This is a genomic window from Alkalitalea saponilacus (assembly GCF_900168165.1).
Lineage (GTDB): Bacteria > Bacteroidota > Bacteroidia > Bacteroidales > Marinilabiliaceae > Natronoflexus > Natronoflexus saponilacus.
In genome coordinates, this window is record NZ_FUYV01000009.1 from 72,200 (window position 1) to 98,430 (window position 26,231).

At 40.9% G+C, this 26,231-nt stretch carries 23 protein-coding genes and 1 tRNA gene; 11 read left to right on the plus strand and 13 right to left on the minus strand.

From position 1 onward, the window contains the following. Positions 1-203 precede the first annotated feature (203 nt). A complete protein-coding gene (locus B5X70_RS08770; protein WP_079557529.1) occupies positions 204-1,040 on the plus strand; it encodes a patatin-like phospholipase family protein in 837 nt (278 codons plus the stop codon). Here B5X70_RS08770 and B5X70_RS08775 read toward each other — a convergent pair. From B5X70_RS08775 to B5X70_RS08795, 5 genes are all read right to left on the minus strand, one after another. After that, entirely contained in the window at positions 1,030-2,235 is a 1,206-nt protein-coding gene (locus B5X70_RS08775; protein ID WP_143255051.1) for a hypothetical protein, read from the minus strand. The genes B5X70_RS08770 and B5X70_RS08775 overlap by 11 nt on opposite strands. Positions 2,236-2,241: 6 nt before the next feature. Further along, complete coding sequence (locus B5X70_RS08780; RefSeq protein ID WP_079557531.1) at positions 2,242-3,237, minus strand: alpha/beta hydrolase; 996 nt, start codon at positions 3,235-3,237, stop codon at positions 2,242-2,244. 235 nt (positions 3,238-3,472) lie between these two features. Then, entirely contained in the window at positions 3,473-4,063 is a 591-nt protein-coding gene (locus B5X70_RS08785; protein WP_079557532.1) for an SUMF1/EgtB/PvdO family nonheme iron enzyme, read from the minus strand. Between the two features lie 22 nt (positions 4,064-4,085). Further along, positions 4,086-5,543 carry a TlpA family protein disulfide reductase gene (locus tag B5X70_RS08790; protein ID WP_079557533.1) on the minus strand — a complete coding sequence of 486 codons (1,458 nt, stop codon included), beginning with the start codon at positions 5,541-5,543 and terminating at the stop codon, positions 4,086-4,088. A gap of 630 nt (positions 5,544-6,173) precedes the next feature. After that, a tRNA-Pro gene (locus tag B5X70_RS08795) sits at positions 6,174-6,251 on the minus strand. 341 nt (positions 6,252-6,592) lie between these two features. On the opposite strand from B5X70_RS08795, the gene B5X70_RS08800 reads away from it, so the two are divergent. The 7 genes from B5X70_RS08800 to B5X70_RS08835 all read left to right on the plus strand — a co-directional run bounded on the left by B5X70_RS08800 (position 6,593) and on the right by B5X70_RS08835 (position 13,744). Next, positions 6,593-7,207, plus strand: coding sequence for an RNA polymerase sigma-70 factor (locus B5X70_RS08800; RefSeq protein ID WP_079557534.1), 615 nt, complete (start codon positions 6,593-6,595; stop codon positions 7,205-7,207). A gap of 242 nt (positions 7,208-7,449) precedes the next feature. Further along, the gene (locus B5X70_RS08805; protein WP_079557535.1) at positions 7,450-7,635 is read left to right on the plus strand and encodes a hypothetical protein; all 186 of its coding nucleotides are present in this window, start codon (positions 7,450-7,452) and stop codon (positions 7,633-7,635) included. 52 nt (positions 7,636-7,687) lie between these two features. Continuing rightward, entirely contained in the window at positions 7,688-8,644 is a 957-nt protein-coding gene (locus B5X70_RS08810) for a FecR family protein (RefSeq protein ID WP_079557536.1), read from the plus strand. Positions 8,645-8,673: 29 nt separating this feature from the next. Then, the gene (locus B5X70_RS08815) at positions 8,674-11,355 is read left to right on the plus strand and encodes a TonB-dependent receptor (RefSeq protein ID WP_079557537.1); all 2,682 of its coding nucleotides are present in this window, start codon (positions 8,674-8,676) and stop codon (positions 11,353-11,355) included. A 193-nt stretch (positions 11,356-11,548) separates the two neighbouring features. Beyond that, on the plus strand, positions 11,549-12,256 hold the full coding sequence (locus B5X70_RS08820; RefSeq protein ID WP_079557538.1) for a peroxiredoxin: 708 nt from the start codon (positions 11,549-11,551) through the stop codon (positions 12,254-12,256). A gap of 1 nt (position 12,257) precedes the next feature. Beyond that, on the plus strand, positions 12,258-12,659 hold the full coding sequence (locus tag B5X70_RS08825; protein ID WP_079557539.1) for a DUF134 domain-containing protein: 402 nt from the start codon (positions 12,258-12,260) through the stop codon (positions 12,657-12,659). A 242-nt stretch (positions 12,660-12,901) separates the two neighbouring features. Continuing rightward, positions 12,902-13,744 carry an MBL fold metallo-hydrolase gene (locus tag B5X70_RS08835; RefSeq protein WP_079557541.1) on the plus strand — a complete coding sequence of 281 codons (843 nt, stop codon included), beginning with the start codon at positions 12,902-12,904 and terminating at the stop codon, positions 13,742-13,744. Between the two features lie 41 nt (positions 13,745-13,785). Here the strand turns inward: B5X70_RS08835 and B5X70_RS08840 are convergent, their stop codons facing one another. The 8 genes from B5X70_RS08840 to B5X70_RS08875 form a co-directional block, all read right to left on the minus strand. Continuing rightward, entirely contained in the window at positions 13,786-14,337 is a 552-nt protein-coding gene (locus B5X70_RS08840) for a 2-oxoacid:acceptor oxidoreductase family protein (protein ID WP_079557542.1), read from the minus strand. Between the two features lie 71 nt (positions 14,338-14,408). Next, a complete protein-coding gene (locus B5X70_RS08845; protein ID WP_079557543.1) occupies positions 14,409-15,176 on the minus strand; it encodes a thiamine pyrophosphate-dependent enzyme in 768 nt (255 codons plus the stop codon). Positions 15,177-15,178: 2 nt separating this feature from the next. After that, positions 15,179-16,261 carry a 3-methyl-2-oxobutanoate dehydrogenase subunit VorB gene (locus B5X70_RS08850; protein WP_232468369.1) on the minus strand — a complete coding sequence of 361 codons (1,083 nt, stop codon included), beginning with the start codon at positions 16,259-16,261 and terminating at the stop codon, positions 15,179-15,181. Positions 16,262-16,339: 78 nt separating this feature from the next. Further along, positions 16,340-16,576 carry a 4Fe-4S dicluster domain-containing protein gene (locus B5X70_RS08855; RefSeq protein WP_079557544.1) on the minus strand — a complete coding sequence of 79 codons (237 nt, stop codon included), beginning with the start codon at positions 16,574-16,576 and terminating at the stop codon, positions 16,340-16,342. A 167-nt stretch (positions 16,577-16,743) separates the two neighbouring features. After that, entirely contained in the window at positions 16,744-18,063 is a 1,320-nt protein-coding gene (locus B5X70_RS08860; RefSeq protein WP_079557545.1) for a pyridoxal phosphate-dependent aminotransferase, read from the minus strand. Positions 18,064-18,506: 443 nt separating this feature from the next. Continuing rightward, positions 18,507-19,817: a phenylacetate--CoA ligase family protein gene (locus B5X70_RS08865; RefSeq protein ID WP_079557546.1), complete on the minus strand. Its 1,311-nt coding sequence runs from the start codon at positions 19,815-19,817 to the stop codon at positions 18,507-18,509. A 35-nt stretch (positions 19,818-19,852) separates the two neighbouring features. Next, positions 19,853-20,278, minus strand: coding sequence for an ACT domain-containing protein (locus B5X70_RS08870; RefSeq protein WP_079557547.1), 426 nt, complete (start codon positions 20,276-20,278; stop codon positions 19,853-19,855). A gap of 86 nt (positions 20,279-20,364) precedes the next feature. Further along, positions 20,365-22,428 carry an acetate--CoA ligase family protein gene (locus B5X70_RS08875; protein ID WP_079557548.1) on the minus strand — a complete coding sequence of 688 codons (2,064 nt, stop codon included), beginning with the start codon at positions 22,426-22,428 and terminating at the stop codon, positions 20,365-20,367. Positions 22,429-22,588: 160 nt separating this feature from the next. Between B5X70_RS08875 and hydE the strand changes: the two genes are divergently transcribed. From hydE to pgl, 3 genes are all read left to right on the plus strand, one after another. After that, the gene (gene hydE / locus B5X70_RS08880; RefSeq protein ID WP_079557549.1) at positions 22,589-23,692 is read left to right on the plus strand and encodes a [FeFe] hydrogenase H-cluster radical SAM maturase HydE; all 1,104 of its coding nucleotides are present in this window, start codon (positions 22,589-22,591) and stop codon (positions 23,690-23,692) included. Between the two features lie 119 nt (positions 23,693-23,811). Then, positions 23,812-25,338 (plus strand): glucose-6-phosphate dehydrogenase, encoded by a 1,527-nt coding sequence (gene zwf / locus B5X70_RS08885; RefSeq protein WP_079557550.1) that lies wholly within the window; start codon positions 23,812-23,814, stop codon positions 25,336-25,338. 46 nt (positions 25,339-25,384) lie between these two features. Further along, positions 25,385-26,098: a 6-phosphogluconolactonase gene (gene pgl, locus B5X70_RS08890; protein ID WP_079557551.1), complete on the plus strand. Its 714-nt coding sequence runs from the start codon at positions 25,385-25,387 to the stop codon at positions 26,096-26,098. Positions 26,099-26,231 lie beyond the last annotated feature (133 nt).

The following is a 26,231-nucleotide window of genomic DNA, read 5'->3' on the forward strand; positions in this document are numbered from 1 at the left end:
GAGAACAACATCCATCCGGAGCAGGTGATAGATCTTGAGTACGCTGCGCATTCAAGCGGAGGAATAAACACGTATTCCGCACTTCTTATTTATAAGACGTCATAGTAGAATATTTTTTGGTGAACAATGAAAAAAGGTTGGTAACTGCTTTAGCAGTTAACCAACCTTTTTTTATATTTGAATGACCATAAAATAATTCAATCATGCTCGAATGGTTAAAACGTCTTATTGAAAACAGACGAAAAACAAAAAAATCAAACACAAACATAGAAACTGTAAGCGGTCTCGGGATTGCGCTAAGTGGAGGCAGTGCCAGAGGTTACGCACACATTGGGGTTTTAAACGCTCTTACAGAGCATGACATAGCACCAGAGATCATTTCAGGAACAAGCATGGGATCGCTGGTCGGAGTATTGTATGCAGCAGGTTATCATCCAAACGAGATTCAAAAAATTGTAAAAGAGGAACCTGTGCTTAAAATGGTAAGGCCGGCTTGGAATAAAAATGGCCTTTTCCAGATGACAGAGCTTCGAAAACTGCTAAAAAAATATATTGAGAAGGATGACTTTGCAGCACTAAAGAAACCATTCTGCCTGGCTGTAGCAAACATCAACACGGGTAAAAACGAAATCATCAGCGAAGGCCCCCTGATTGACTATGTGCTGGCCTCATGCGCTGTTCCGGTTATTTTTGCTCCACAAGTTATAAACGACACCACCTACATCGACGGAGGCCTCTTTGACAATCTCCCCGCCGATGCCATCAGGAAGAAATGCAAAACCCTGATTGGCGTTCATGTAAATTACATTGGCCCCATGAATGAGTTTGACGGGATTACCAAGATTGCAGAACGTGCTTTCAGTCTGGGAATTGGTGAGAATGTCAGAGCTTCCATGGAAATATGCGACTACCTGATTGAACCAGCCGAAATGCAAAACTACTCGTTCTGGGATTTTGATAAATCTGAAGAGATTATTGAAGTGGGCTACAACTGTACAAAAAAAATGATCGAAAAAGGTGAATTAAAGATTAATGAATGACCTCAAGCCAGGCCATGTGGCCTTCCTTCTCCGGAGGAACTGTTAACGGCATAACACCTTCATGAATCCGGCCATTTGAAACTTTAACCGGATTTTTGTCGGAAATCTTAATCCATTCCTGAGCTTTTAAACAACCAATTTGCCATTTTCCGGAACGCCCCGGAGCCATCTGCTCTCTGATTTTCAGGTTTACCAGCCCCATTGAATAACGCAGATTTACTTCAATGCAAGGGTTTAAAAAAATCCCCCCTTCGGTATTGAGAAAAAACAAACCATCAACACCCAGAGGGCCATGATATCTGGTATTGATCTTCATTTTTTCAAGAGCAGCCAAAAGAACAAATTCTGCCTGCCTCTCCCCTTCTTTCAACAGAGATTCCGGGATGTTGATGTTTTCAGGCAAGTGGGTAAAACAGCCCAAAAATTGTCCCGTCGAATCAGTTGAGAAGTAAGTGGTTCCAAGAAACCGGATTCCCTCTGAATCACACCAAAAATGAAACGAAACATCCTGAAGTTTATTTAAAAATGGCTCGACCAACAAAAAGCCCTGCTGTTTTAGTTTTCCAAGAACCCAGGGATTTTTATTCGCTTGCTCATTGTTATCCCTTATTTTGAAAAGACCTCTCCCGGAAGCACTCCAAGGGGTTTTAAGCAATCTTGGCAAAGTACCTTTTCGTTCTATGTCATCAATCTGCTGAGGGGTTTCAACAATCAAAGGAATTTCAGGAATGGAAATGGTTGGTATAGCCTCATTCTTTAAGATTTCTGCTGTTTCCCTGATCAGTTTAAATCCTGTCAGTCTGCTCAGCATTTGCCTATATCCATGATGCCATTGACTCATGGGATTCGCATGCCACAATTTTTGTGTCTGTAAATCCTTTGATGAGAAGTATTTGTGCATGGCAGGACTCCACCCCCATGGGTGGAGTTCATCAAGGACTATGGATTCATGTAATGAATCTGCAACCACACATTTGGGGAGATCAAAACCAAAATCGGACAACCAACTGGCAAAATCTGCACTCAAACCATTTCGTGTCAGCAAAACATCATCGGATCTGCCCAACCAAAGCATAATGGATTCCAAATCCTCTTCAAATCTTTTCAGTCGCTGAGGAGGCGTATAGGAAGCATGGCTGTTAGCAACGGCCATCTCGCAAGTTGGATTGTAAAAGAATAGCTTATTACAGATCATCCTTTTTTAAGGATTTAGAACTTTCTTAAGGAAATCATCCGTTAACTCCACAGTTTTATCAAACCATGGGTGGAAGAGCCAAAAAGTGTGCATGGCATTTTTATGTACAAAGTTTTGGGAGTAGATTCCATGTTCTGTTAACTTTTCAATCATATCATCCCTTCCGGCACTAAATCGGGGGATGGAACTATTTATGAAAAGAATAGGCACAGAGTTGGAATGAACATGGGTAATTGGAGATGCTTCATATCGCAAATCGGGTCGCTCATCGGTTGTTGAATTGAACCACCAGGTAGCAGCAGATGGTCTTCCTGGCCGATCCTGACCCTCGCCCGACTCCGGGTGTATAAACGCAGACAATCCATCTACATTTACAAGAGTATTTACCACTGCATCAATTTCTGTGTGGTAGGGCGGATTAAAAACAGAATCGACTCCATTAATTGTTCCCACAAGTGAAGCCAACTGTCCTCCGGCCGAGGTGCCGTATAACACGATTTTTTGTCGATCAATAGGATAAGAGCAGGCGTTGGATCTGACCCAACGGACAGCGGTAATTACATCCTCAACAGCCACCGGGTAAACTGCTTCAGGCGAAAGTCTGTATTCTATACAAATGGAAACATAGCCCCTTCTTGCCAACTCCATGGCCATAGGATATTCCATAGATTTATCACCGCTTCTCCATCCTCCCCCATGAATTAAAAGTACAGTGGGTAATTTTGATTTTTCAAGGTGGGATAAATAGATGATATCCAGTTTGAGAGAACGATTTTCCAATTGAAGATAAGTGATATCATGATGTATGGTCAAAGCAGATGTATCGCCCTTTTTAGCAAGAGATATATCAGGATAATTTATCTGTTGTTTTTTGAATTCGCTGATTAAGTTAAAGGAGGTATCTCTGGGGATTCCATCAATCTCCACCAATTGACCATACATAGCATATGGTAAGAGGAATAAAAATATAAGCAGTGGAAACTTATTTGAAAGCAGAGTCATTGATTATCTGGTTTACATAAAAATGAAAAGGGCCCGCCGACGTTCCGACGTGCCCTTTAACCTTAACCCTAACCCACTACAAATATAATGGGTAATTTTATAAATACAAAAAAAATAACGGAATTTTTATTGTTTTTTTCTTTTTTCTCTTCAGGACGAAAGATTCTTTAGCTAAATATTTTAATGCTGGCCCATTGTGGTATTCTATCTAATTTAAGTCATGCCGCTTCAAATATTATTGATGTATCACAATTCTGAAACCAACTTCATCTTCAGAAAATAATTCCGGTCTACAAATTAGAGCGTATCGAATTTTCAAGTCCGGTGCAACGATGAATGGATGAACCGGATCTCTTTCACGTTCGCTAAGGTTGTCATAAACCTTAGTGGTCTTCCAGATACAATAATAAGTAGCCAGTTTTTCGGAGACTCCAATAACTGGTTTATCTGCATATTGATCACTTTCAAAATAATTCGCAACCGGCCAGTTGGTTGAATCTGGTTTTTCTTTCAAAAGTTCAGAGAATAAGATGCTCCTAACTACAGGTTGGGAAGGCTTTGGGTCGCCTGGTGCATGTGTTAATTCAGCCCAAGACAATTCAACGTTGGGATTGCTTTTAGCATATTGCCAAAACTCCTGGAATTCTTTATTGGTGATCTGATCACTTATCCAAAATGAAGGAAAGCTAACCTCCATATTGGGATCATCATCCATTATACCTTCCGGTATGTAATGCATATTTTCCAATCTGAATTCTCTCTGCGATAACAAATTGGTTACCGAAACAACAACAAGAAACAGTAACAGTGAAACATTTCTCTTCATAATTTCTGATTTTTGGTTAAAATTAACTGGGTGATGAATCCAGTAGTCGGGTGATTAAATCTTTTGAATGGAAAAAACCAATACTATGCCGCTTAACAATATGACCTTCCTTACCTATCACAAAATAATGAGGAATCCCATGTACACCCAAAGCAATTGAAATATCCTCGCTTTGTTCTTTGTTTGCAAAATAATGTCTCCCTCCAATGTCATTTTCGGCAAGAAAACCAGCCCAATTCTCCTCCGTTGATCTGATACAAAGAAAGATGAACTCAATCTCTTCATCTTCGTAGCGTGGCATAACATCTTTCATGGCTTCCATTCCCATAATGCAAGGCTTGCACCATGTTGCCCACAAATCAACAAATAAAAGTTTACCTCTGTTTTCAGCAATAATGGTTTCCATAAGCGACCGTCCTTCACTTCCCATATTAGAGAATATGGGTTCTGAAGTAACTTTTGAAAGTTCAGGATTCTTTACAAGTTGGTAGAACTCCGATAAAGGCTGTTTTATAGAATATTCGCTGATGTTTTCCTCAAAAATATGTTTATAATCATTGAATTGGGTAAGATTAAAACTTCGAAGAATATAATGGAACACATTGCCAATAAGTAATTCCTTAAATATTCCATCTTCTTTTTCTAACAAAACTTCAAAAACATCCTCATGCGAAAGAACTCCCCCTTCAGGTAAATTATTTGCCAGCATTCGGCCATGAATGCGTTCATAACCATATGCCAAATCAAAAATTGCTGAATTAACTATCCTGTTGGCAGAACCTTTGCTGTCTGAGTCAGCTTCCCCATATAAATCCTCAATTTGAATCGCATTAAACCAATTTATAAACCCCTGATCCAGAATGGCATCAGGAGGCAAATTTGTTAACATGGCGCGGTAATACTGGATGTTTATGTAATCCAGTGACCACTGCATGAAATCTACAGGAGGATTTTCTCTCTCAATAAACATTCGCCTTTTCTCCAAAGCATCAACGCGAATGCTGTCACAGTATCTTCTTCTCTCTTCTAATCCAGAAGCCTGGGAACTAAAAAATTCGAAAGTGAATGCGCCGGTATTGCGACTTAAATATTTTTGCAGTGCAATGTTGGTTTCAGCACGATCGCCGAAAAAACGAAAATTGCCAATGTCCATGAAGTCGATCTCAACAAAAATGCTGTCTCCGGGATGCAGAATCATTTTATTGCCCACTGGACTAAAACCGATGTCCTGCGGTGAGTACAAATTAAAAGTAAAATGAAAGGAACCATCGTCATTGATAGGACTGTTGAAGACACTTCTGAAGTTGCGGAAATCTGTTAGATGTACTGTCAACCTCTCGGTATTGGGATATACATCCCTGTTGTAAACCTTGCCACTAATGATGGTTAGGTTGTTAGCCTTGTCTGTCTCTTTCTGGCTTGAGCAACTCGATGCAAAAATCACGCATAAGCATAATAAGGTCAGGATTTCAGTTCTCATAATTATTATTGTTTTAATTCAATTATTTAGCATAAAGATAATGAATTTTGATCTTTAAAAAAAACCAAGAAGTGAAATTTATGATCATCCTCCTTGAACAACAACATGTTTGCCCGATGAAAAATATTCTTTCAGGTTTGAAAATGCTGTGCTTAAATTATAAATCTATTAAACATAGGTAATCAATATGCTCCGGAATATTTAATCTGGCACAATGAAACCGATATAGATAGCACTTTTAGAACCGCCTATGCCAGTAAGTGTTGCCTCAATCGATTTTATTCATAAAACCAAATATCGAACAATAAACCTAATTCCATAGTAGTTAATTGTCTTCATGACCATTCAATTTATGATTGTTAAAGATTATTTGGTTCACTTGAAAAAAAGGTTCACATTTTAGTTCTCAAAAAACATCCAAAACACTCCAAAATCTATCAGAACTAAATTTTCAAAACCCTATATTACAATGCTTTGAACTCAATTTGAGAACCAAATATAAAAATAGATTTGGTTCACAGTTTAGTTCTCATTTATTCTGAAGTAATCTAAATTGAATTAAATCATAAAAATCACAAAAGCCTGCAAATCATACGATTTGCAGGCTTTTAGTTTTGTTTGATGTTGATTTGGTCGGGATGAGAAGATTCGAACTTCCGACCCCTCGCCCCCCAGACGAGTACTCTAACCGGACTGAGCTACATCCCGAACTTAATGATGCTTTTCTAAAAAAGCAGTGCAAAGATAACAACTTTTATCATTAGACACAACCTCAACCTCCTTAAAAAATAGGGACATTTCCTCATAAGATATTAACAAATCTGTTTTCGTATTCAATTACAAATCTTTGCGCCAGCAAAACATTCTAATGTTAGTATAAAATAATTCCCATCCGCGATAAATTACAGTTCCTCCATTAAATTCGTCGTTTTAGCGAAATTCTCACCATTAATAAACAAAATCATCTATTTTTGTAAAACCATATCAGAAGCATCCATGTTAGAGATATTAGGATCATCATCCCCAAAGAAACCAGGATAGAACATTTTATGAGTACGAACGGCCAAACAAAAGAAGAGACCTTTTTGCTAAATGGGTTGATGCGTGGAGAAGAGTCCTTCTACCGCAGGCTGTTCGATCTTTACTACAAACAACTGGTTATATTTGCCAACCGTATCCTAAACGACGATGACCAGTCCCGCAATGTGGTGCAGGATGTATTCGTGATGATCTTTGATAAACGATCAGAGTTAAACATTCATACAAGTCTGAAAGCACACCTTTATCAAACCGTTAAAAACAGATGCTTGAACATTGTAAAACGGGACAAAATTATTCATGAGCACCATCAAAATATTCTGAGCAGATCAAATCACTTTATCGAGCCATCAGAAAATTTGGAATATACTGAACTGGAGGAGAAAATCAACAACACCATCAACAGTCTTCCCGATCAGTGTCAGAGAATATTCAAAATGAGTCGCTTCGAGGGACACTCCAATCAGGATATTGCCGACCAGCTTGACATATCCAAAAGAACTGTAGAAACGCAAATCAGTAAAGCACTAAAAAAGCTTCGGGAAGAATTGTCGAAAAGCCAGATGTTGCCGCCGATATTGGCTGTTTTATTTTGCCTGATGCAGCCATCTCTGATGCTGATCTGATGCCTTGTATTTTCTTTTTTAAAAGAGCCTGGCACTTCCTGTTCTAAACACGAATTTCATTCAACTTCTATTCAATCAATAAAAAAATAACATTTTTTATACGTGTATGGGGAGGCTCGTTTGTCATATGAGTGATTAACCATTAATGGACGTTATCCGTCTATGAGCCAATATCATTTTGTTAGATCACGCCTTAATCATTATAAAAATCAAATAATTGTAACCATTAAAACCCAAGAGAGATGGAATTTTTGTTGCAACTAATAGCAGACATGTTTGGAACGGTTCAAGCCGAAGAGACAGCTAAAACAATGCAAACAGCAGAGCCTGAAGCAACGGTATCCAAAGCAGCCAATGCTGTGGAGAAATCATTGCAGGAACCTGTGCCCGAAACACCAAATTTATTCAATGTCATTCAGTTTCGTTAATAACCTTGGCATTAAGTAATACCTAAACCGGAACAAATTGTATTATAATCGTATGACTTCTAATATCAACAACCAGGAAGAGTTGATTGTGAGATACCTATGTGGTGATACATCACCCGAAGAGATAATCACAATTGAATCCTTGCTAGAAAATGACCGGGAATTTATTCAGCTTTTTAATGAAACCCGGTTTGTTTGGGAGCAGGCTGCAAAACCCTGTTACAACCCCGAACAAGATTGGCAAGCCATCCGTCGGCGCATTGGTTTCACAAAAAAGAAATCGGGAGCTCTTTCATTTTTCATGAGAGTTGCCGCTGTAATTGGATTGGTGATATCAGTATCCGCAGGATTATGGGTTTATTGGAATGTACCCGGATATGGAAGATGGGTTGTATTTGAAACGGGTGCATCGTCGGACTCGATAGTATTACCCGATCAAAGCATCGTGTTTCTTAACAGAAACTCTTCCCTTAAGTTTCTGAACTCATTTAAGCCTGACCAAAGAACCGTTGCACTGACCGGCGAAGGCTACTTTGAAATTCAACAGGACAAAGACCGTCCATTTAAAGTTGAGACCGGAATCGTTCAGGTTCATGTAACCGGTACAGCATTTCATCTGGATGCAACTCACGAAAATGGCATTATTGAACTCAATGTCACCAAAGGAGGTGTAACCATATATAGTCCAACCGGCAGTCTTGATGTAAAGCAGGGAGAAAGAGCGTTGGCCGGACAAAGATTGATTCAAAAATCGCTCATATCTGATAATAATTTTCTGAGTTGGAAAACCGGGTTACTGGAATTTGATAATGCCACTCTTTACGAAATAGCAAAAACTCTTAAAGATCATTTCCCGGAAATTGAAGCATTCAACATAAAAGACACCACCAACATTAAAGTAACCACCCGTTTTCAGAAACAGTCGCTTCATGACATAACTGAAGAATTATCATTACATTTTCAAAAAAAGTTTGCACTTCATAACGGAGTTTTAGTAATCTCTGATTAATTTTATGGGATCATTCAATGCTTATTTAAATGATCCCTTCCAGACCCTTATTAATTCAAATAATCACTCGAATCATATACGGGGTTGTTCTCTTAACCGGAACAACCTCGCAATTTTTATTGGCACAAACCGATGTTACCCCCCGTATTCAATTAGAACCTGTCAGCGGCAGCACTCCCGAACTGATTCGGCTACTGGAAGAGAAATCGGGATGGGTCATCAGCTACAGTTCACGACTACCAATTCCTGAGCGCGGCCAGCTTTCCGGCCATGAAAAGACACTGCTTCAGCACGTCAGTCATCTGTTTAAGGACGCTCAATTCTCATATACAATTCGTTCAAACAGGCTGATTCTTACACCTCCGCCAAAGAGAGAGATAAAACATACTATCAGCGGCTTTGTCCGTGAAGCCGGAAGCATGGAATCCTTGCCGGCAGCAAATATCTATACCTCCCCTGATTTTAAAGGAACCGTAAGTAATAACTATGGGTTTTTCAGCATCACTCTAATTCCGGGTAAGCATACCCTGAATGCATCGTACGTTGGTTACCAAACAGAATCAAAACCCCTGGAACTAAACAATGACACAGTCATCGTTTTTAATCTTCAACCCCACCTCCTGCTTGGTGAAATTGATGTGGTTGGACAACTATCCTACGCACAGTTAAACGCGGCCAGAATGGGAAACATTCTGATTCCCATTCACGAAATAAAACAAACGCCTGCACTTTTAGGAGAAACTGATATTGTTAAGAACATCCAGATGCTTCCCGGCATTCAGGGTGGAAGCGAAGGTTTCAGTGGCTTGTACGTGCGTGGTGGAGGACCCGATCAAAATTTAATCTTGCTGGATGATGTTCCCATATACAACATAGGACATCTGCTTGGTTTCTTCTCGGTGTTTAACGCCGATGCCGTTAAACACGTTTCTGTACTTAAAAGTGGGTTTCCAGCTCGCTATGGAGGTAGAATATCGTCGGTAATAGACATTAGAATGCTGGAAGGAAACAACGAACGGGTTGAAGGAAACATCAACGTTGGGTTGCTATCCTCAGGCGTTTCCCTTAATGGACCGGTTCAAAAAGACCGGTCTGGGTTTGCAATCTCTTTCAGAAGAACCTATATGGATGCCATTGCCGCGTTGGCTCAGCGTGGACAAGAAGAAACCACCAACTACTATTTTTTCGATCTAAACGCCAAATACAATCACATTATAAACGACAAAAACCGACTCTATCTCAGTGCTTATTGGGGACGTGATAAATACATGACAACTTACAACTTTGTAGACCTTACTTTAAACAATGGTTCACCTGGTGGTGAACCGTTGAGAACCACAATAAACGACGAAAACAATGCCGGTTGGGGGAATGTTGTAACTGCATTAAGATGGAACCACGTGTTCAATCAACGACTGTTTGGAAATCTCACTGCCACCTTTTCTGATTATCGTTTTTTCATAGGTGTAGAACGTAATCATGAAATCAACAATAATTGGGACAGTTTCGAGCAAAGATATATCAGCGGAATAAGAGATTATAGTGTTAAGGTAGATTTTGACTACTACCCGGCAAACAACCATCAGGTAAAATTTGGATTGAATGCCATCCAGCACGAATTTAACCCCGGGGTGGATGTGGTTCAACGAAGCCCGGGTACTTCCCAGCCGGTAGATACAACTTTAGGAGATGTCAGACTCACCGGAGGTGAATACCATTTTTATCTGGAAGACGAGTTTACGCTGATGCGTAAACTCAGGGTAAATGCAGGTGCAAGATATGTGCTTTTTAATGGAAACGATAAATTTTATCACTCACTTGAACCCAGAATCTCATTAAATTACGAATTGTCGCCCATGTGGAACATGCGCACCGCGTATTCTCACATGTCACAGTTTATTCATTTGGTAAGTTCTTCCAATGTGGCGCTGCCAACAGACTTATGGTTGCCGGTTACCGAAACCATTCCCCCCATGTATAGCAGACAGGTTTCACTGGGTACCGACTGGAAATCAGGATTTAATCAGAACTACTCCATATCGGGCGATGTTTACTACAAACAGATGAAAAACCTCCTGCATTACAAAGAGAGCACAGGATTTTTTGATTACAGCACCGAATGGGAAGATAAGCTGACAGGAGGAGATGGGGAGTCCTACGGCCTTGAGCTGATTCTGCGAAAAAACAACGGTGATTTCACCGGATGGTTGAGTTATACTTTGGCAAAAACCACTAACCAATTTGAAGAGATCAACAATGGCAGATCCTTTCCCGCTAGGTTTGACCGTCGCCATGACATCAACCTGAACCTGAAATATCAGTTTAATGAACGAATTGATGGCAACCTGAATTGGCAATTTGGTAGTGGAACCCCCATTACCCTCCCTTCAGAGAAATATTTTGCACCCGATTTTCCATTTTTGGATGAATCGCCAGGCAGCGGTTTTTCAGAAGATGCAGTTTCACTGAATCAATACAGAATGCCCCCTTTTCATAGAATGGATGTAGGTTTCAATTTCTCCAAACAGAGAGACCGAACCGAAAGAATATGGAGTCTGGGAGTGATAAATCTTTATGGACGTCAAAACCCTTTCCTCCTATATTTCGCATCCGATTCAAACTCCGAGCCGGGTTCTGCACAGCGCAACTTAAAGCAGTTGAGCCTATTCCCCTTCCCCATTCCTTATGTGAGATGGACTCTGATTTTTTAGTTTTTCCGTTATATCTAATTTCTATTATTGTAAAAGCAACAGACCCATAAAATTTCATACCTTATTTATAGTATTTATCTATACAGCATAAAAAGCATTGATTGTAATTACTTTGTGACACGAAAATAATTTTGAACATTTGTTCATTATTTATTAAATTTAGTAAAAACAATCAATCACAAAAAAAGAGATTATGGAACAACAAGAAACCATCGCCATGCCTCGCATTGGCGACGACGCACCACAATTTACAGCGGTAACCACTCAGGGTACCATTAATTTTCCATCCGACTATGAAGGGAAATGGGTTATTCTTTTCAGCCACCCGGCAGATTTCACCCCTGTATGTACATCAGAATTCATGACATTCGCAAAGATGCAGGATGAATTTAAGGAACTCAACACCGAATTGGTCGGACTATCTGTTGACGGACTTTACAGCCATATAGCATGGCTGCGCACCATAAAGGAAAAAATTGAGTACAAAGGGATGAAGGATGTAGAAGTTACTTTCCCTCTTATTGAAGACATCACCATGGAAGTCTCTAAAAAATATGGAATGATTCAACCCGGCGAAAGCAACACCAAAGCAGTACGTGCTGTTTTCTTTGTGGATCCAAAAGGAAAAATCAGAACCATCATTTATTATCCACTTTCACTTGGACGAAACTTTGATGAGCTGAAAAGAGTTGTCATTGCTCTTCAAACAGCCGATGCTTTAGAAGTAGCAACTCCGGCAGACTGGCAACCGGGAGACGACCTGATTGTACCTCCGGCAGGTTCATGCGGAACAGCCAAAGACAGAGTGGATGGTAAAGAGAGCGGAATTAAATGTTATGACTGGTTTTTCTGCACCAAACCACTGGCAAAAGATGAAGTGTTTAAAGCCATAAAAAAATAGAATGGCCAGACCACCAAAAAAGCGAAAACTAAAAAACCCTCCCGTAATGGAGGGTTTTCGCCCTTTTGGGATACCATTCACCGACCTTGAACCTGAAATCCTTATGTTTGAGGAGTATGAAGCCATCAAACTGGCAGATTACGAAGGATTGAATCACATTGAGGCGGCAAAAAGCATGGGAGTTTCGCGTCCTACCTTTACACGCATTTATGAAAATGCCAGAAGAGCTATTGCCAGAGCTTTTACAGAAGGTAAAGCGATATTTTTTGATGGTGGTAATTATTACACCCAGGATTACTGGTACAGATGTAATGAGTGTTTAAAACTCAACATAAATACCCAACAATTACTTGAGTGTAATTATTGTAAATCAGATAATTTACGAAGAATAGATAAAAAATAACAGAGAAAATTATGTCTGACCAGAAGTGCAAAGGGGATTGTATATGTGTTCATTGCAACATCAAATACATTCATAAACCCGGAATCCCTTGCCGCGAAAAGGTTTGTGAAAAATGTCACAAACCATTAATGAGGGAAGGAAGTTTTCATCATCAACTGTATCTAAAAAAGCTACAGGATTCAGGAAACAACCTCAACCTTTAAGAATCTGACCAACATTTAAGAAAAGCTAAACCAAAAGACATGAGGTTCACCATTCTCATCGATAATAACCCAAATCCTAAAGAAAAGCTTCTGACAGAGCATGGTTTGAGCATCTTTATTGAATCACAAAAGACGAAAATATTATACGATACAGGCAACTCAGATGCCTTTATAAAAAATGTTGTAAAATTAGGAATCAACATCAAAGAGATAGACTATCTTGTTCTGTCGCACGGACATCGTGACCACACCGGTGGCTTGGGAGCGTTTCTGGAAATCAATAAAAAAGCGGTTGTATTTCTTTCCGAAAGAATTAAAAATCAATCATTCTACTCAACCAAATTGAGCGATCCAAAGGACATTTCTACCGATCATTCACTCTTCAATAAATATAAAAACAGATTCGAATTCATTAGTCAAAATGGGTTAATCAATGATAACATCGCGTTGATTGCCAGCTTTAACCAAATTTATCCTGTCCCAAAAGGGAACCGGCATCTGTTAACAGAGATCAACAACAATTTAATTCCTGACAATTTCAGCCATGAAATTGCTCTGACGCTAAAACAAGGCGATAAAATTGTGGTATTTTCGGCCTGCACACACAATGGGTTGCTAAATACGCTAAATGCAGCCTCAAGCTATTGGAAAAACAAATCCATTATACTTTTTGCCGGTGGGACTCACCTCCTCGACAGCAACTCCGCTATATATGAAAATAAAGAGGAAATTTCAACCATAGCCAACACCTTTAGGTCAGAGTACCCGGATGCCATGCTGATAACCGGTCATTGTACGGGAAAACGTGCAATGGATCAATTTGAAGAGAAACTGGGAGGAAAGTTTGACAGATTCTTTAGCGGATATAGTAAATCACTATAAAAACAGCGACTCTCAGGTCGCTGTTTAATTAAGTCATTATTCTAAACTGTTGCTATCTCCTGCACTATTTCAGTACCACGCTTGATGGCGGCCTCATTTAGCGGTAAAAGATGATGATGACGATCTGGTAGAGATTTCTTAAGTCCGTTCATGACATTCTCCATCGTAACCACCGGATTGATTTTCAAATATCCTCCTAACACTATCATGTTAAAAGTTTTTGCACTTTGCATTTTAGACGCCTCCTCTGCTGCATCAACCCTGTAGATATTGATGTCATCTCGCTCGGGATGTCGTGTGATTCCATTTCCATCGTATACCAATAAACCACCCGGTTTAACCGTCTGCTCAAACTTATCCATTGACTGTTGGTTAAGAATAATGGCGGTGTCATACTTGCGTAAAATTGGGGAACTGATTCGGCTATCGCTCAGGATTACCGTAACATTGGCTGTACCGCCCCGCATTTCGGGTCCATAAGATGGCATCCATGAAACTTCCATACCTTGCATAACGCCGGAATATGCCAGGATTTTACCCATTGACAGGACACCCTGACCACCAAAACCGGCTATAATTATTTCTTCATTCATGATCTCGTGATTTTAATAAACCCAAGGCAAAATCTCTACTCTTTTAAAAAGAATGTGAACTTTTCACTTGATTATACATCTTTTATATCGCCCAACGGATAAATTGGAAACATATTGGCCTCCATCCATTTATTGGATTGAACGGGATTCATTTTCCATCCGGAGCTACAGGTGGCCACCACCTCAATAAACGATGTTCCCTTTTTATCTTTTTGATTTTCAAAAGCTTTTCGCAAAGCTTTTTTAAGTTTTCGAACTGCCGGAGCTGTATGCGCTGCCTGGCGGGTTACATAACATGTTCCCGGTAAGGTAGCCACAATGCTGGTCATATTAAGTGGATTTCCATCGTGCTCCACATCCCGTCCAAAAGGACAGGTTGATGCTTTCATTCCTTCAAGGGTTGTAGGAGCCATTTGCCCTCCGGTCATCCCGTAAATTCCGTTATTTATAAAAACCATCAGCATATTTTCACCCCTGTTACAGGCATGAATGGTCTCTGCTGTACCTATGGCAGCCAAGTCGCCATCGCCCTGGTAGGTAAAAACGTACTTTTCAGGCCGCAAACGTTTAATGCCGGTACCTACGGCAGGTGCACGACCATGCGCAGCTTCATGCCAGTCGATTTCTATATAATTATAAAGAAGAACAGAACAACCAACCGGAGTAACACCAATGGTATCTTCCTGAATGTTTAATTCATCAATTACTTCGGCAATTAGTTTATTTACTACCCCGTGAGTACAGCCGGGACAGTAATGTAACATCCTTTCGGTGAGGAGCTTGGTTTTTGCGTAAACCAAATTTTCCGGTTTAATAATATCTTTAACTTCCAACGCCATAATCAACCTTTTAAAAAGTTTTTTTCCAAAGCTTCAACCACCTCTTCGGGTGAATGAATAACACCGCCCATACGGCCAAAATGCTCCACCGGCACTTTACCGTTAACAGCCAGACGTACATCACGCACCAACTGTCCGGCACTCAACTCCACGGCCAGCATTCCTTTAACCTGACCTGCAAGTTTTTCCAGTTCAACTCCCGGAAACGGGAACAGTGTGATGGGACGTAACAGGCCTGCTTTGATGCCCTTTTCCCTCAATAACTGTACAGATTTCTGACATATGCGAGCACTAGATCCATAGGCCACCAATAAGTACTCTGCATCTTCGCACTGAAACTGCTCAAAACGAACATCCTCCTTGTGCATCTGCTTATATTTTGCCTGAACTTTGTTATTAAACCGTTCAAAAGCATATGGATCAAGCTCTACAGATGTTATGATATTTCTTTCGCGAGATGAGGGTTTACCTGTGGTTGCCCAAGGATATTTTTCAGCGATTTCCTCGTTGGACATGCGTGTTTTTTGAGGCTTTAGCTCAACTTTCTCCATCATTTGACCTATCATTCCATCAGAGAGAATCATGGCCGGGTTGCGGTATTTAAAAGCCAGTTCGAAAGCCAATTCCACAAAATCGGCCATCTCCTGTACAGACGAAGGAGCAAGCACTATCAAATTGTAATCTCCGTGTCCGCCACCATTAACCGCCTGAGCATAATCAGACTGAGCAGGCTGAATGGTTCCCAAACCTGGTCCGCCACGAACCACATTTACGACAACGCAAGGTAATTCGGCGCCTGCCAGATAAGACAACCCCTCCTGCATTAAGCTGATTCCGGGACTGGATGAAGATGTCATTACTTTTTTTCCGCATCCTGCTCCACCATACATCATATTGATGGACGCAATTTCACTCTCAGCCTGTAAAACCACCATTCCGGTTGATTCCCAGGGACGAAGATCCATTAAAGTCTCCATTACTTCAGACTGAGGCGTTATGGGATAGCCAAAATATCCGTCTACTCCATATCGTATGGCAGCTTCGGCGATGGCCTCATTTCCCTTCATTAACCTTAATTCGCTCATTGTTATGAATTCGTTACCTGATTTATTTTGTTGGCATAAACCAACAGAAAGAGAGATTTAGTTGCAATGATTCAACTGTCAGACAGCTTCAGCAACTTTAACTTTATAAACAGTGATACAACTATCTGGACATACCATTGCACAATTGGCGCATCCGATACAAGCCTCCGGGTTCTCCATATAAGCGTAATTGTATCCTTTTGCGTTTACCTCCGCAGCCAGACGGATAACATCGGTGGGACAAGACTCTACACAAAGAGAACAACCTTTGCAGGTTACCGTATCCACCACAATTGCACCTCTAACTTTTGCCATAAATTATTTAATTAACATTTGAATTGATTACGAATTTAATCATATTCCCCGATTTCACCACATTTCTTTATTTTAGATTACATCTAAACAAAGCTTTACAAACCGGTTACGGTTTATAATCTATAAATAAAACAGAGAGTTACGCAACTAATTTGTAAACATTCTAATTACTCCCCATGAACCGTTCTAAATAATTTCAAACGCTCCTCCATATCTGCAAACCTATCCGATGATGTTTGCGAAACACAGATTCTTAAACCCTCAGTTCTGGAGCTTCCTGTTGTATCAAGTGTTATTGCACTTATTCCGAAGCGCAAAAGTTCACCAAGCAGCTCCTCTCCTGTCATACCGGGGTAGCAAATGGTAAAATAAAACCCATCTGCCAGCTCCTTCTCCTCATCATGATCGTAAACAATTTTAAATCCATTCTCCAGAAACAGGCGCTTCATGGATGCCGCTCTCTTTCCATATTCTCTTACATTGCCAATAAAATCATAAGTTCCATCGTTTGCAGCCTTCAGCATGGCTGCAAACCCTACCTGTGAAGAATGTGCCGTGCCGGCAGAAGCCGTGTACATGGCTTCCTGCAAAACAGCCCGTCCAAAGACATCAGAAACAAACCACCCCGAAAGATTTGGAAACTGCATATTAAACAGCTCATCCGAAATAAGCATGGCACCAGTACGTTGGCCTGCATAGCTAAAAACTTTAGAGCTGGAAAAAATCAGTGCATAATTATTGGTGTAATTTGCAACAGTTGGCTGATATGGTGGCTCACCGGGACAACCAAAGTCTTCCCGGAAATCCATTCCAAAATAGGCTAGATCCTCAAGTACGATGACATCGTACTTGTTTGCCAGTTCTCCGATGATTCTCAGCTCATTTTCCGTAAAACAAATCCACGCGGGATTATTTGGGTTTGAATACAAAAATGTACTGATGTTTCCCTTTTTAAGATAAGACTCCAGTTTTTCCCTTAATTTATCACCCCGGAAATTATAAATATCAAAACTTTCATATTTCATTCCCAAAACGCCAAGCTGGCGTTTTTGAACGGGAAAGCCGGGATCAATAAAAAGAGTGGTATCCTTTACTGCGTCCCGACGATTAGCCACCAGAAACAAAAGCATTGAAGCCTGCATGGCTCCCACTGTTGGGATGCAAACATCCGGAGATATCTCAATATTTAGAAAGAGTTTGGCAAACCTCGACAACTCCTGCTTCAATGCAGGAATGCCTTCAATTGGCGGGTATATTGATGCAACACCACTTTTCAATGCCTCAATTTCAGCTTCAACACCTATGGATGGCGCCGGTAATCCAGGTACTCCCATTTCAGTGCGAATGAATTGCACACCGTATTTTTCCTGCAATTTATTCACCAGATAAACAATCTGGCGAATGGAAGCATGAGCCAGGGTTTTTATGCCCAACTCTTCCCTGAACTTGTATATAACCTCTTTGCTAAGAGGAAAAGGATTACTCATATCAAAATACATATTATCAGACGACAGGTAACCGATTGTACCTTATCTCCCATTCAGATAAAATAAAAAAAACATCCCAAATAACATCGAACTGTATTTATTTTGCACACCTACGGCGTGCCTTTTCTCAATGAAACATTCTGACCTACCGACATTAGCCACCTGCGGCGGCATTATCAATCGCTCCCGAAGGCTTCGGGAATTGGCAGGCTCTACTCCCGTATTTTCATCCGCCTCTCTACCTCTTGACCTAACTCCCACCTTGATATATCAGGCTGCACTCATCGCACCTTTTCCTAACCAGCAACGTTCAACCTGAAACCCTCCTCCGTTCTCCGGTTTCCAGTCTCCGCTCTCCGCTCTCCGCTCTCCGATTTCCGGTCTCCGCTCTCCGGTCTCCGTAATCCCCTTTCACCCTCCAACCATAAACCACAAAAAAGAACCTACAACAACTTTCTTTTATCAATCACCCGTTTGGCTTTGCCCTCGCTGCGTTCAATCGTTTTCGGCTCAACCAGTTTTACGGCCACTGAAAGTCCGGTGGCACTCTCCACATGGTTTTGAATTTTCATGCGTAAAGTCTGCAGTTCACTGATTTTATCCTGGTAAAACCGATCCTCAACTTCTACATGCAATTCCAGGGTGTCCAGATTATTATGCCTGTCGACCACCAAAAGATAATGAGGAGTTGTTTCGTCCATTTCAAGCAATACACTTTCAATTTGTGATGGAAACAGGTTTACTCCGCGAATAATCAACATATCATCACTTCTACCTGTGCACTTGTTCATTCTGACCAGGGTTCTGCCACAGGCACAGGTTTCAAAATTCAGGCGAGTCAAATCGCGTGTTCGGTATCTGATAATTGGCAGTCCCTCCTTTGTCACTGTAGAAAACACCAGTTCTCCCAGTTCTCCTTCGGGAAGAACTTCCAGCGTTTCAGGATCAATGATTTCAGGAATAAAATGGTCTTCATTGATGTGCAGACCGCACTGGTACTGACACTCAAAAGAGACACCCGGACCAATAATTTCGCTCAAACCATATATATCAATGGCCTTGATTTTAAGTTTTTTCTCTATTTCGCGACGCATGTTTTCAGTCCATGGCTCTGCACCAAACACACCTACCCGCAATTTAAGCTCATCCCTGTCAATATCTCCTTCTTCAATGGCTTCGGCAAGATAAGAAGCATAGGATGGTGTGCAGGCCAGCACTGTACTTCCAAAATCGCGCATTAACTGCAATTGTCTTTTTGTATTTCCTCCTGAAATAGGAATGACTGATGCTCCAATTTTTTCGCCGCCATAGTGCAGTCCCAATCCACCTGTAAACAGTCCGTAACCGTATGAAATGTGAATAAAATCATTTTTCCCGGCACCAGCACCTGTTAATGTCCGTGCCATAACTTCGCTCCACACTCCAATATCTCGTCGGGAATAACCAACCACAGTTGGTTTTCCGGTTGTTCCTGAGGACGCATGTAACCGGATTATTTCGCTCATGGGAACTGCAAACAATCCAAAAGGATAATTATCCCGTAAATCGTTTTTGGTAGTAAAAGGTAAAAGCTTTAAATCATCAACAGACTTTATATGTTCAGGCCCAAGACCTTGTTGCTGCATTCTTTCCCTGTAATAAGGAACATTATAGTATACACGTTCCACCACATCTCTAAGCCGTTCACTTTGAACAACTTTCATTTGTTCCCGCGGCATGGTTTCAAAATGCCGGTTCCAGATTGTATTTGTCATTTAGGTTTAGTTTGATGAATGAGATTGAATATGATTTAAAATTTATACAGATCACTGGCCGAAATCAGTTCCATCTGGTTTCGTTGTAATTCCATAATGGCCTGCTCAACATTATCGCTTCTGAGAGCGATAAATGATTTTTCACCAACTGAAAATCCATATAAATATTCAATGCTGATATTGGCTTTGGAAAGTATCTGAAGAGCTTTGGCCAATGCACCCGGAGTATTGGGTGTTGCAAATGAAATGACTTCACTGATATTAACCGAGAACAGTTTTTCCTTCAGAACATCTCTGGCCTTTTCCGGTTCAGAAACAATCATCCGTAGAATTCCAAATTCAGAAGTATCGGCAACACTACAGGCCGAAACATTTATATTATTTTCCCCAAAAATCTCGAAAACTTCGTGTAAACGACCAGATTTGTTTTCAAGGAATACAGATAATTGTTTGATTATCATATTTTTAAGTTTTAGCAGATTAAGCACGCAAAATACAAACATTAACACTTATCAAGAAATGTTAATAACATGTTTTATAACATATGTCATGTTTTTTCTATCAACATTCTGGCATCCACAACCCTTATGTAATCCTGATTACCGAGCAATGGATTAAGATCAATCTCCTTAATTTCAGTAGCATACCTCAACAAAGTTGATAATCTGACAATAATTTCTGCGAATAAATCTTCATTTACACCCTCTGTACCCCTAATCCCCTGAATGATGGGATAGCTTTTCAGGCTTCGGATCATGGATCTAGCTTCATCAAAAGTCAAAGGTGCCAATCCATGGGAATGATCACCTAATGCTTCGACAAAAATTCCTCCCAGACCACATAATACCACATGTCCGAAACGGGGTTCATACTTTGCTCCAATAAACAACTCCATCCCCGACTGCATCTTCTGAACCAACACGGCATTTACACCTTTTATCTTTCTCATTCGGCGATATTCGGCATTTAAATGTGCTTCAGTTTTGATGTTAAGGGTCACTCCTCCAACATCCGATTTATGAACTGGACCAATCACCTTAAGCGCTACCGGATAACCAATTCTTCTGGCAATTCGCAAAGCACCCCGACGTGTAGCTGCAACCCCCTCCTCCACTATCGGAATACCGGCAGCCTTAAGCAAACGGCCTACCACTCCGGGTTCCTGAAATCCATCCATAGCAGTTTCAACAATCCTTCGGATTTCAGTAATATCAATTCCTTCCATATAAACATTCTCACCTGCAGGTTTTGGGGTGTTGTGAACTGAGGTCAGAGCCTTACCTAAAACTACCTCATCAGGGAAATTAATGTGTCCTTTTGCCAGGAACTCTTCCACTTCGCTCCTGGCGCTACTGATAGACGGCAATATGGGAAATACAGGCTTCCGGCAATTTTGCATCTTCTCATGAATCATGTCAAAAGCATCATAAACGGTAGTCAGCCCCGTACTTCCAAAGATAATGATCATCCCGTCTACTTCATCCATCTCGTTGTCACAGTAGTCGATGACTTTCCCAAGTTGCTCAGCGGTTCCTGTTGCCAGAATATCGATGGGATTGGATGCAGAAGAACCGGGATTTAACATTTTCAGAATACGATCATGATCCGCACCTTCTAAGGCAGGGATGTTTAAACCGCCATCAGATAACGCATCGGTAAGCATTACACCAGGCCCGCCGGCCTGTGTGATGATGACCAGATTCTTGCCTCTTAACTCGTTGTACATAAACACAGAAGCCACTGTTGTAAGCTCCTCTCTGCCAAAACATCGAACAATGCCGGCTTTTCTAAACAGAGCCTCTACAGCAGAGTCGGCACTTGCCATCGCACCTGTGTGCGATGAAGTTGCACGCTGCCCCGCATCAGTTACTCCGGATTTGATGGCTGCAATCCGGCATCCTTTGTTAATAAGGGAAGTGGCATGCTTTAATAATTTATCAGGCTTCTGTATGTTCTCTACATAAATTAGTTTGATTTTTGAACTTGTTGATACATCAAATGATTCATCCCAGTATTCCAACACCTCTTCAATACCTGTCTGAGCACTATTTCCTACAGTAATGATGGATGAAAAAGTTAGCCCCTTGGGAAGTGCAGATTCGAGAATAAAAACGGCTGTAGCACCAGAGCCGGAAACAAAATCGCATCCGGCCGGATTTAGTCGTGGTACAGGTGAAGTGAAAACCCCGTTGTAAACAGGGGTGATGACACCAATGCAATTTGGTCCAATAAGAGTTCCTCCTAAAGAATTTACAGCATCACGCAGTTCATTTTCCAATAATGCGCCCTCTTCACCCTCCTCACTAAAGCCTGCTGAAATAACTATAAAAGCACGTGTATTTCTTAATTCTGCAAGTTCTCTGACAGCTGCCGGACACTGATGTGCGGTTATGGCAAGAATGGCTAAATCGACGTCGCCGGGCAGCTCTTTTGCACTGGAAAAAGAAGCAACTCCCTGCACCATATCACGCCCGGGGTTAATTACAAATAAATTCCCTGTATAACCACCATCCACAATATTCTTCACAATTTTGCCTCCCGGCTTGGATATGTTTTCTGAACCACCCACGACAACAATTCCCGATGGCGAAAACAATGTTTTATTTATCATATCTCATTTTTTTTCGATTTTGGATGGATAACTGGATTTCAACTTCCATCAAAACAAAATTACATTAAATTAATGAACAGATGCTTTGAGTTTTATCATACTCAACTACCACAATGGTATTCTACCCATATATTTTTTATATTTTTACAAAAAAAAGAACGTGACAACCAACATAAACCAAATTGATTTTAAAAAGAGTCTGTCAGGTGAAGAGATAGCCTTTCTAATAGGATGCTCCGGAGCCAACAGCAAAGCTTTACGTGAAATGGCCGGACAAAAAGCCATTGAATTAAGAGGCTCCAAAGTTTGGTTTAGAGGTCTGATCGAGTTTTCGAACGTATGTATAAAAGATTGCTTTTACTGTGGAATCAGGAAAAGCAACACAAAAGTACCCCGATACAATCTGGATGATGAGGCCATCATCCAGGCAGCCAGATATGCCTTCGAAAATCGGTATGGGTCTGTGGTGTTGCAATCAGGCGAACGAATTGACAACAAATTTATTGATCGCATCGACCAATTGATAAAAAAAATCAAGGAGATTTCAGACAACAAGATAGGAATCACACTTAGTTTAGGAGAACAAACCAAGGAGACCTATCAAAAGTGGTTCAACAGCGGAGCACATCGCTACTTATTACGCATAGAAACAACCAGCAAGGAACTTTACCAAAAGCTACATCCTGTAAACAAACTGCACAGTTTTGAACGTAGATTGGAAGCCCTTAAAGCTCTTAAAGAAATTGGTTATCAAACCGGATCGGGAGTTATGGTTGGTCTTCCCAGTCAAACCATCAGCGATTTGGCAAATGATCTTCTGTTTTTAAAAGAATTTGACATAGACATGGTTGGCATGGGGCCATACATTGAACACGAAGACACGCCATTGGCTAAATCATCTCAGTCGGCGTACACACAGGAAGAGAGACTGCATATGACGCTGAACATGATAGCCACGCTTCGGTTAATGATGCCCGATATAAACATTGCAGCCTCCACAGCGTTGCAGGCCATTGATCCCATGGGAAGAGAAAAAGCCATAAAATGTGGTGCCAACATCATCATGCCCAATATTACCCCTGCCACAGAGCGCAAAAACTATCAACTGTATAACAATAAACCTTGTATTGATGAATCAGCCGACGACTGCCTCTCTTGTCTCCAAATGCGTATAGCCTTTACGGGAAGAGAAACCGGATTGGGAGAGTGGGGTGATTCTCTGCATTTTTTCAAAAAACAGAAAAATGAACAATTGAAGCGTTAGCGCCGTTAATATTATTTTTAACCCGAACAACCTGATGAAGAAAAATATTATATTAATCATTTAAAATAATATTCACTGTATGGTTTATTTAAAACCATAAGATTAATGTAAAGTAAAACATGAGACAACCGGAAAAACATATTTTAGTAATTTTTGGAGCCTCTGGCGACCTGACATACCGTAAACTGATTCCGTCGGTTTTTGATCTTTATACACAAAAGCTGCTTCCCGATAATTTTGGAGTTTTAGGTTTGGGAAGAACCGATCTGAGCGACGATCAGTTTCGGGATAAGATGAAAGAGGGAATTGAAAAGTTCTCAGGAACCATCAAAACAAAAAAAGGTATGGAAGAAGAGTTTCTTACGAAACTCTTCTATTACGCCTTCAACACCAAAGAAGAGAAAGAGTACCCCGATTTTAAAAATCATCTGGAATCACTCAACAAAAAATTAAAAACCGGGAACAACTACATTTTTTACCTGGCTACACCACCAAGCATGTATCCCTTGGTTCCAAAATTTCTGGCCAATAACCAATTAAATGATGAATCCAATGGTTTTAAAAGACTGATAGTTGAGAAACCATTTGGTTATGATCTGGAAAGTGCCAGAAGCCTGAATCGAGATCTTCAAAACCAGTTTCGAGAAGATCAAATATACAGGATAGACCACTACCTGGGAAAAGAGACCGTGCAGAACCTTTTGGTTACACGTTTTTCCAATGGGATTTTTGAACCCCTTTGGAATCGTAATTTCATTGATCATGTAGAAATTACTTCTGCCGAAGACATTGGTGTAGGCGATCGTGGAGGATACTACGAAGATTCGGGTGCTTTGCGAGACATGGTGCAAAACCACCTGATGTTGCTGGCTTCGCTGGTGGCCATGGAGCCACCTGCATTAATCAAGGATGAGAGCATCAGGAATGAAATCGTGAAGGTGATGCAATCGCTTCGGCCAATACCAGAGGAAAAAGTTCCGGAATTTGTGATTCGCGGGCAGTATATCGGTTCAGAAATCAGAGGTAAAAAACAAAAAGGATATCGCGAAGAAAAAGGAGTAAACCCCAAGTCAAGAACAGAGACCTTCGTGGCCATGAAGTTTTTTATTGATAACTGGCGATGGGCCGGTGTTCCGTTTTACATACGCACCGGAAAAAGTTTGCCGACTCGTGTAACTGAAATTGTTATACATTTCCGACCTACGCCACATCACCTGTTTCATGGGGATAAAGATATTATGAAACAAAAAAACCAGCTGGTCATCAGGATACAACCGGATGAAGGAATTCTCCTGAAATTCGGAATGAAGGTTCCCGGCGCCGGATTCAACGTACAGGATGTGAATATGGATTTTCACTATTCCGAACTGAACGACACTTATTTACCAAGTGCTTACGAAAGGCTACTGCTTGACTGTATGCTTGGCGACGCCACACTTTATTCCAGAGCTGATGCCGTGGAGGCCGCTTGGGAATTTGTTGATCCTATACTCAAAGCCTGGAAAAACCAACCTTGCATCAAAGTTCATGGTTATCCGGCCGGAACATGGGGTCCGGATGTTTCAGATCAGCTGATTGAAGGAGAACAAACATGGAGATACCCATGTAAAAATCTGGTTGGCGACGGAGAGTATTGCGAATTATAGGCAAAGGGAATACTTAAGATCTTATGATAATCTATTTGAGACAACTATGACACCAAAAATTGAAATATACCCCGGCAAAAAAGCCATGGCCAGAGAGTTTGGAAAACAACTGGAGCAACTGACTCAAGAATCGGAAAATGTCACCATTGCTCTTTCCGGCGGAAGTACACCAAAAGCCATTTTCGAAATCCTGGTATTAGAGTTTAAAGACCTAATTAACTGGAAAAACATCAAATTCTTCTGGGGTGACGAGCGGTGTGTGGAACCCATAGATCCGGAAAGTAACTATGGAATGGCCCATGATCTGTTGCTTAGCAGAGTTCCGGTTGATAAAACTAAAATATTTAGAGTCTCCGGTGAAATCAGCCCCCACGATGCGGCTCTCCAATACGAACAGTCCATAAAAAAAGAAGTGCCTTTTATCAACGGTCTCCCCCAATTCGACCTCATGATACTGGGTTTGGGTGATGATGGTCATACCGCATCCATTTTTCCCCACCAAATTGAATTGTGGAACTCAGAAAACATATGTGAAGTTGCTACTCATCCCGACACCGGACAAAACAGGGTCACCCTGACCGGCAATGTAATAAACAACTCAAAGCAAATTCTTTTCTGGATTACAGGTGAGAAAAAAGCGGAGAAAGTGGATGAAATCATCAATAAAAAAGACAACTACAAACAATACCCGGCATCACTTGTTAAGCCTGATAACAGCATCTGGATGATGGATGAAAAAGCAGCGAAGAAAGTTGGTTGATTTTAGACTGAAGACAGGACAGAGGGTTGGGTTGTTTTGTGTTGATAGTTGATAGTTGAGGGTTGAGAGTTGAGAGTTGAGGGTTGAGAGTTGAGGGTTTGAGGTTCTAGGTTTAATGTTCTAGGTTTTACGC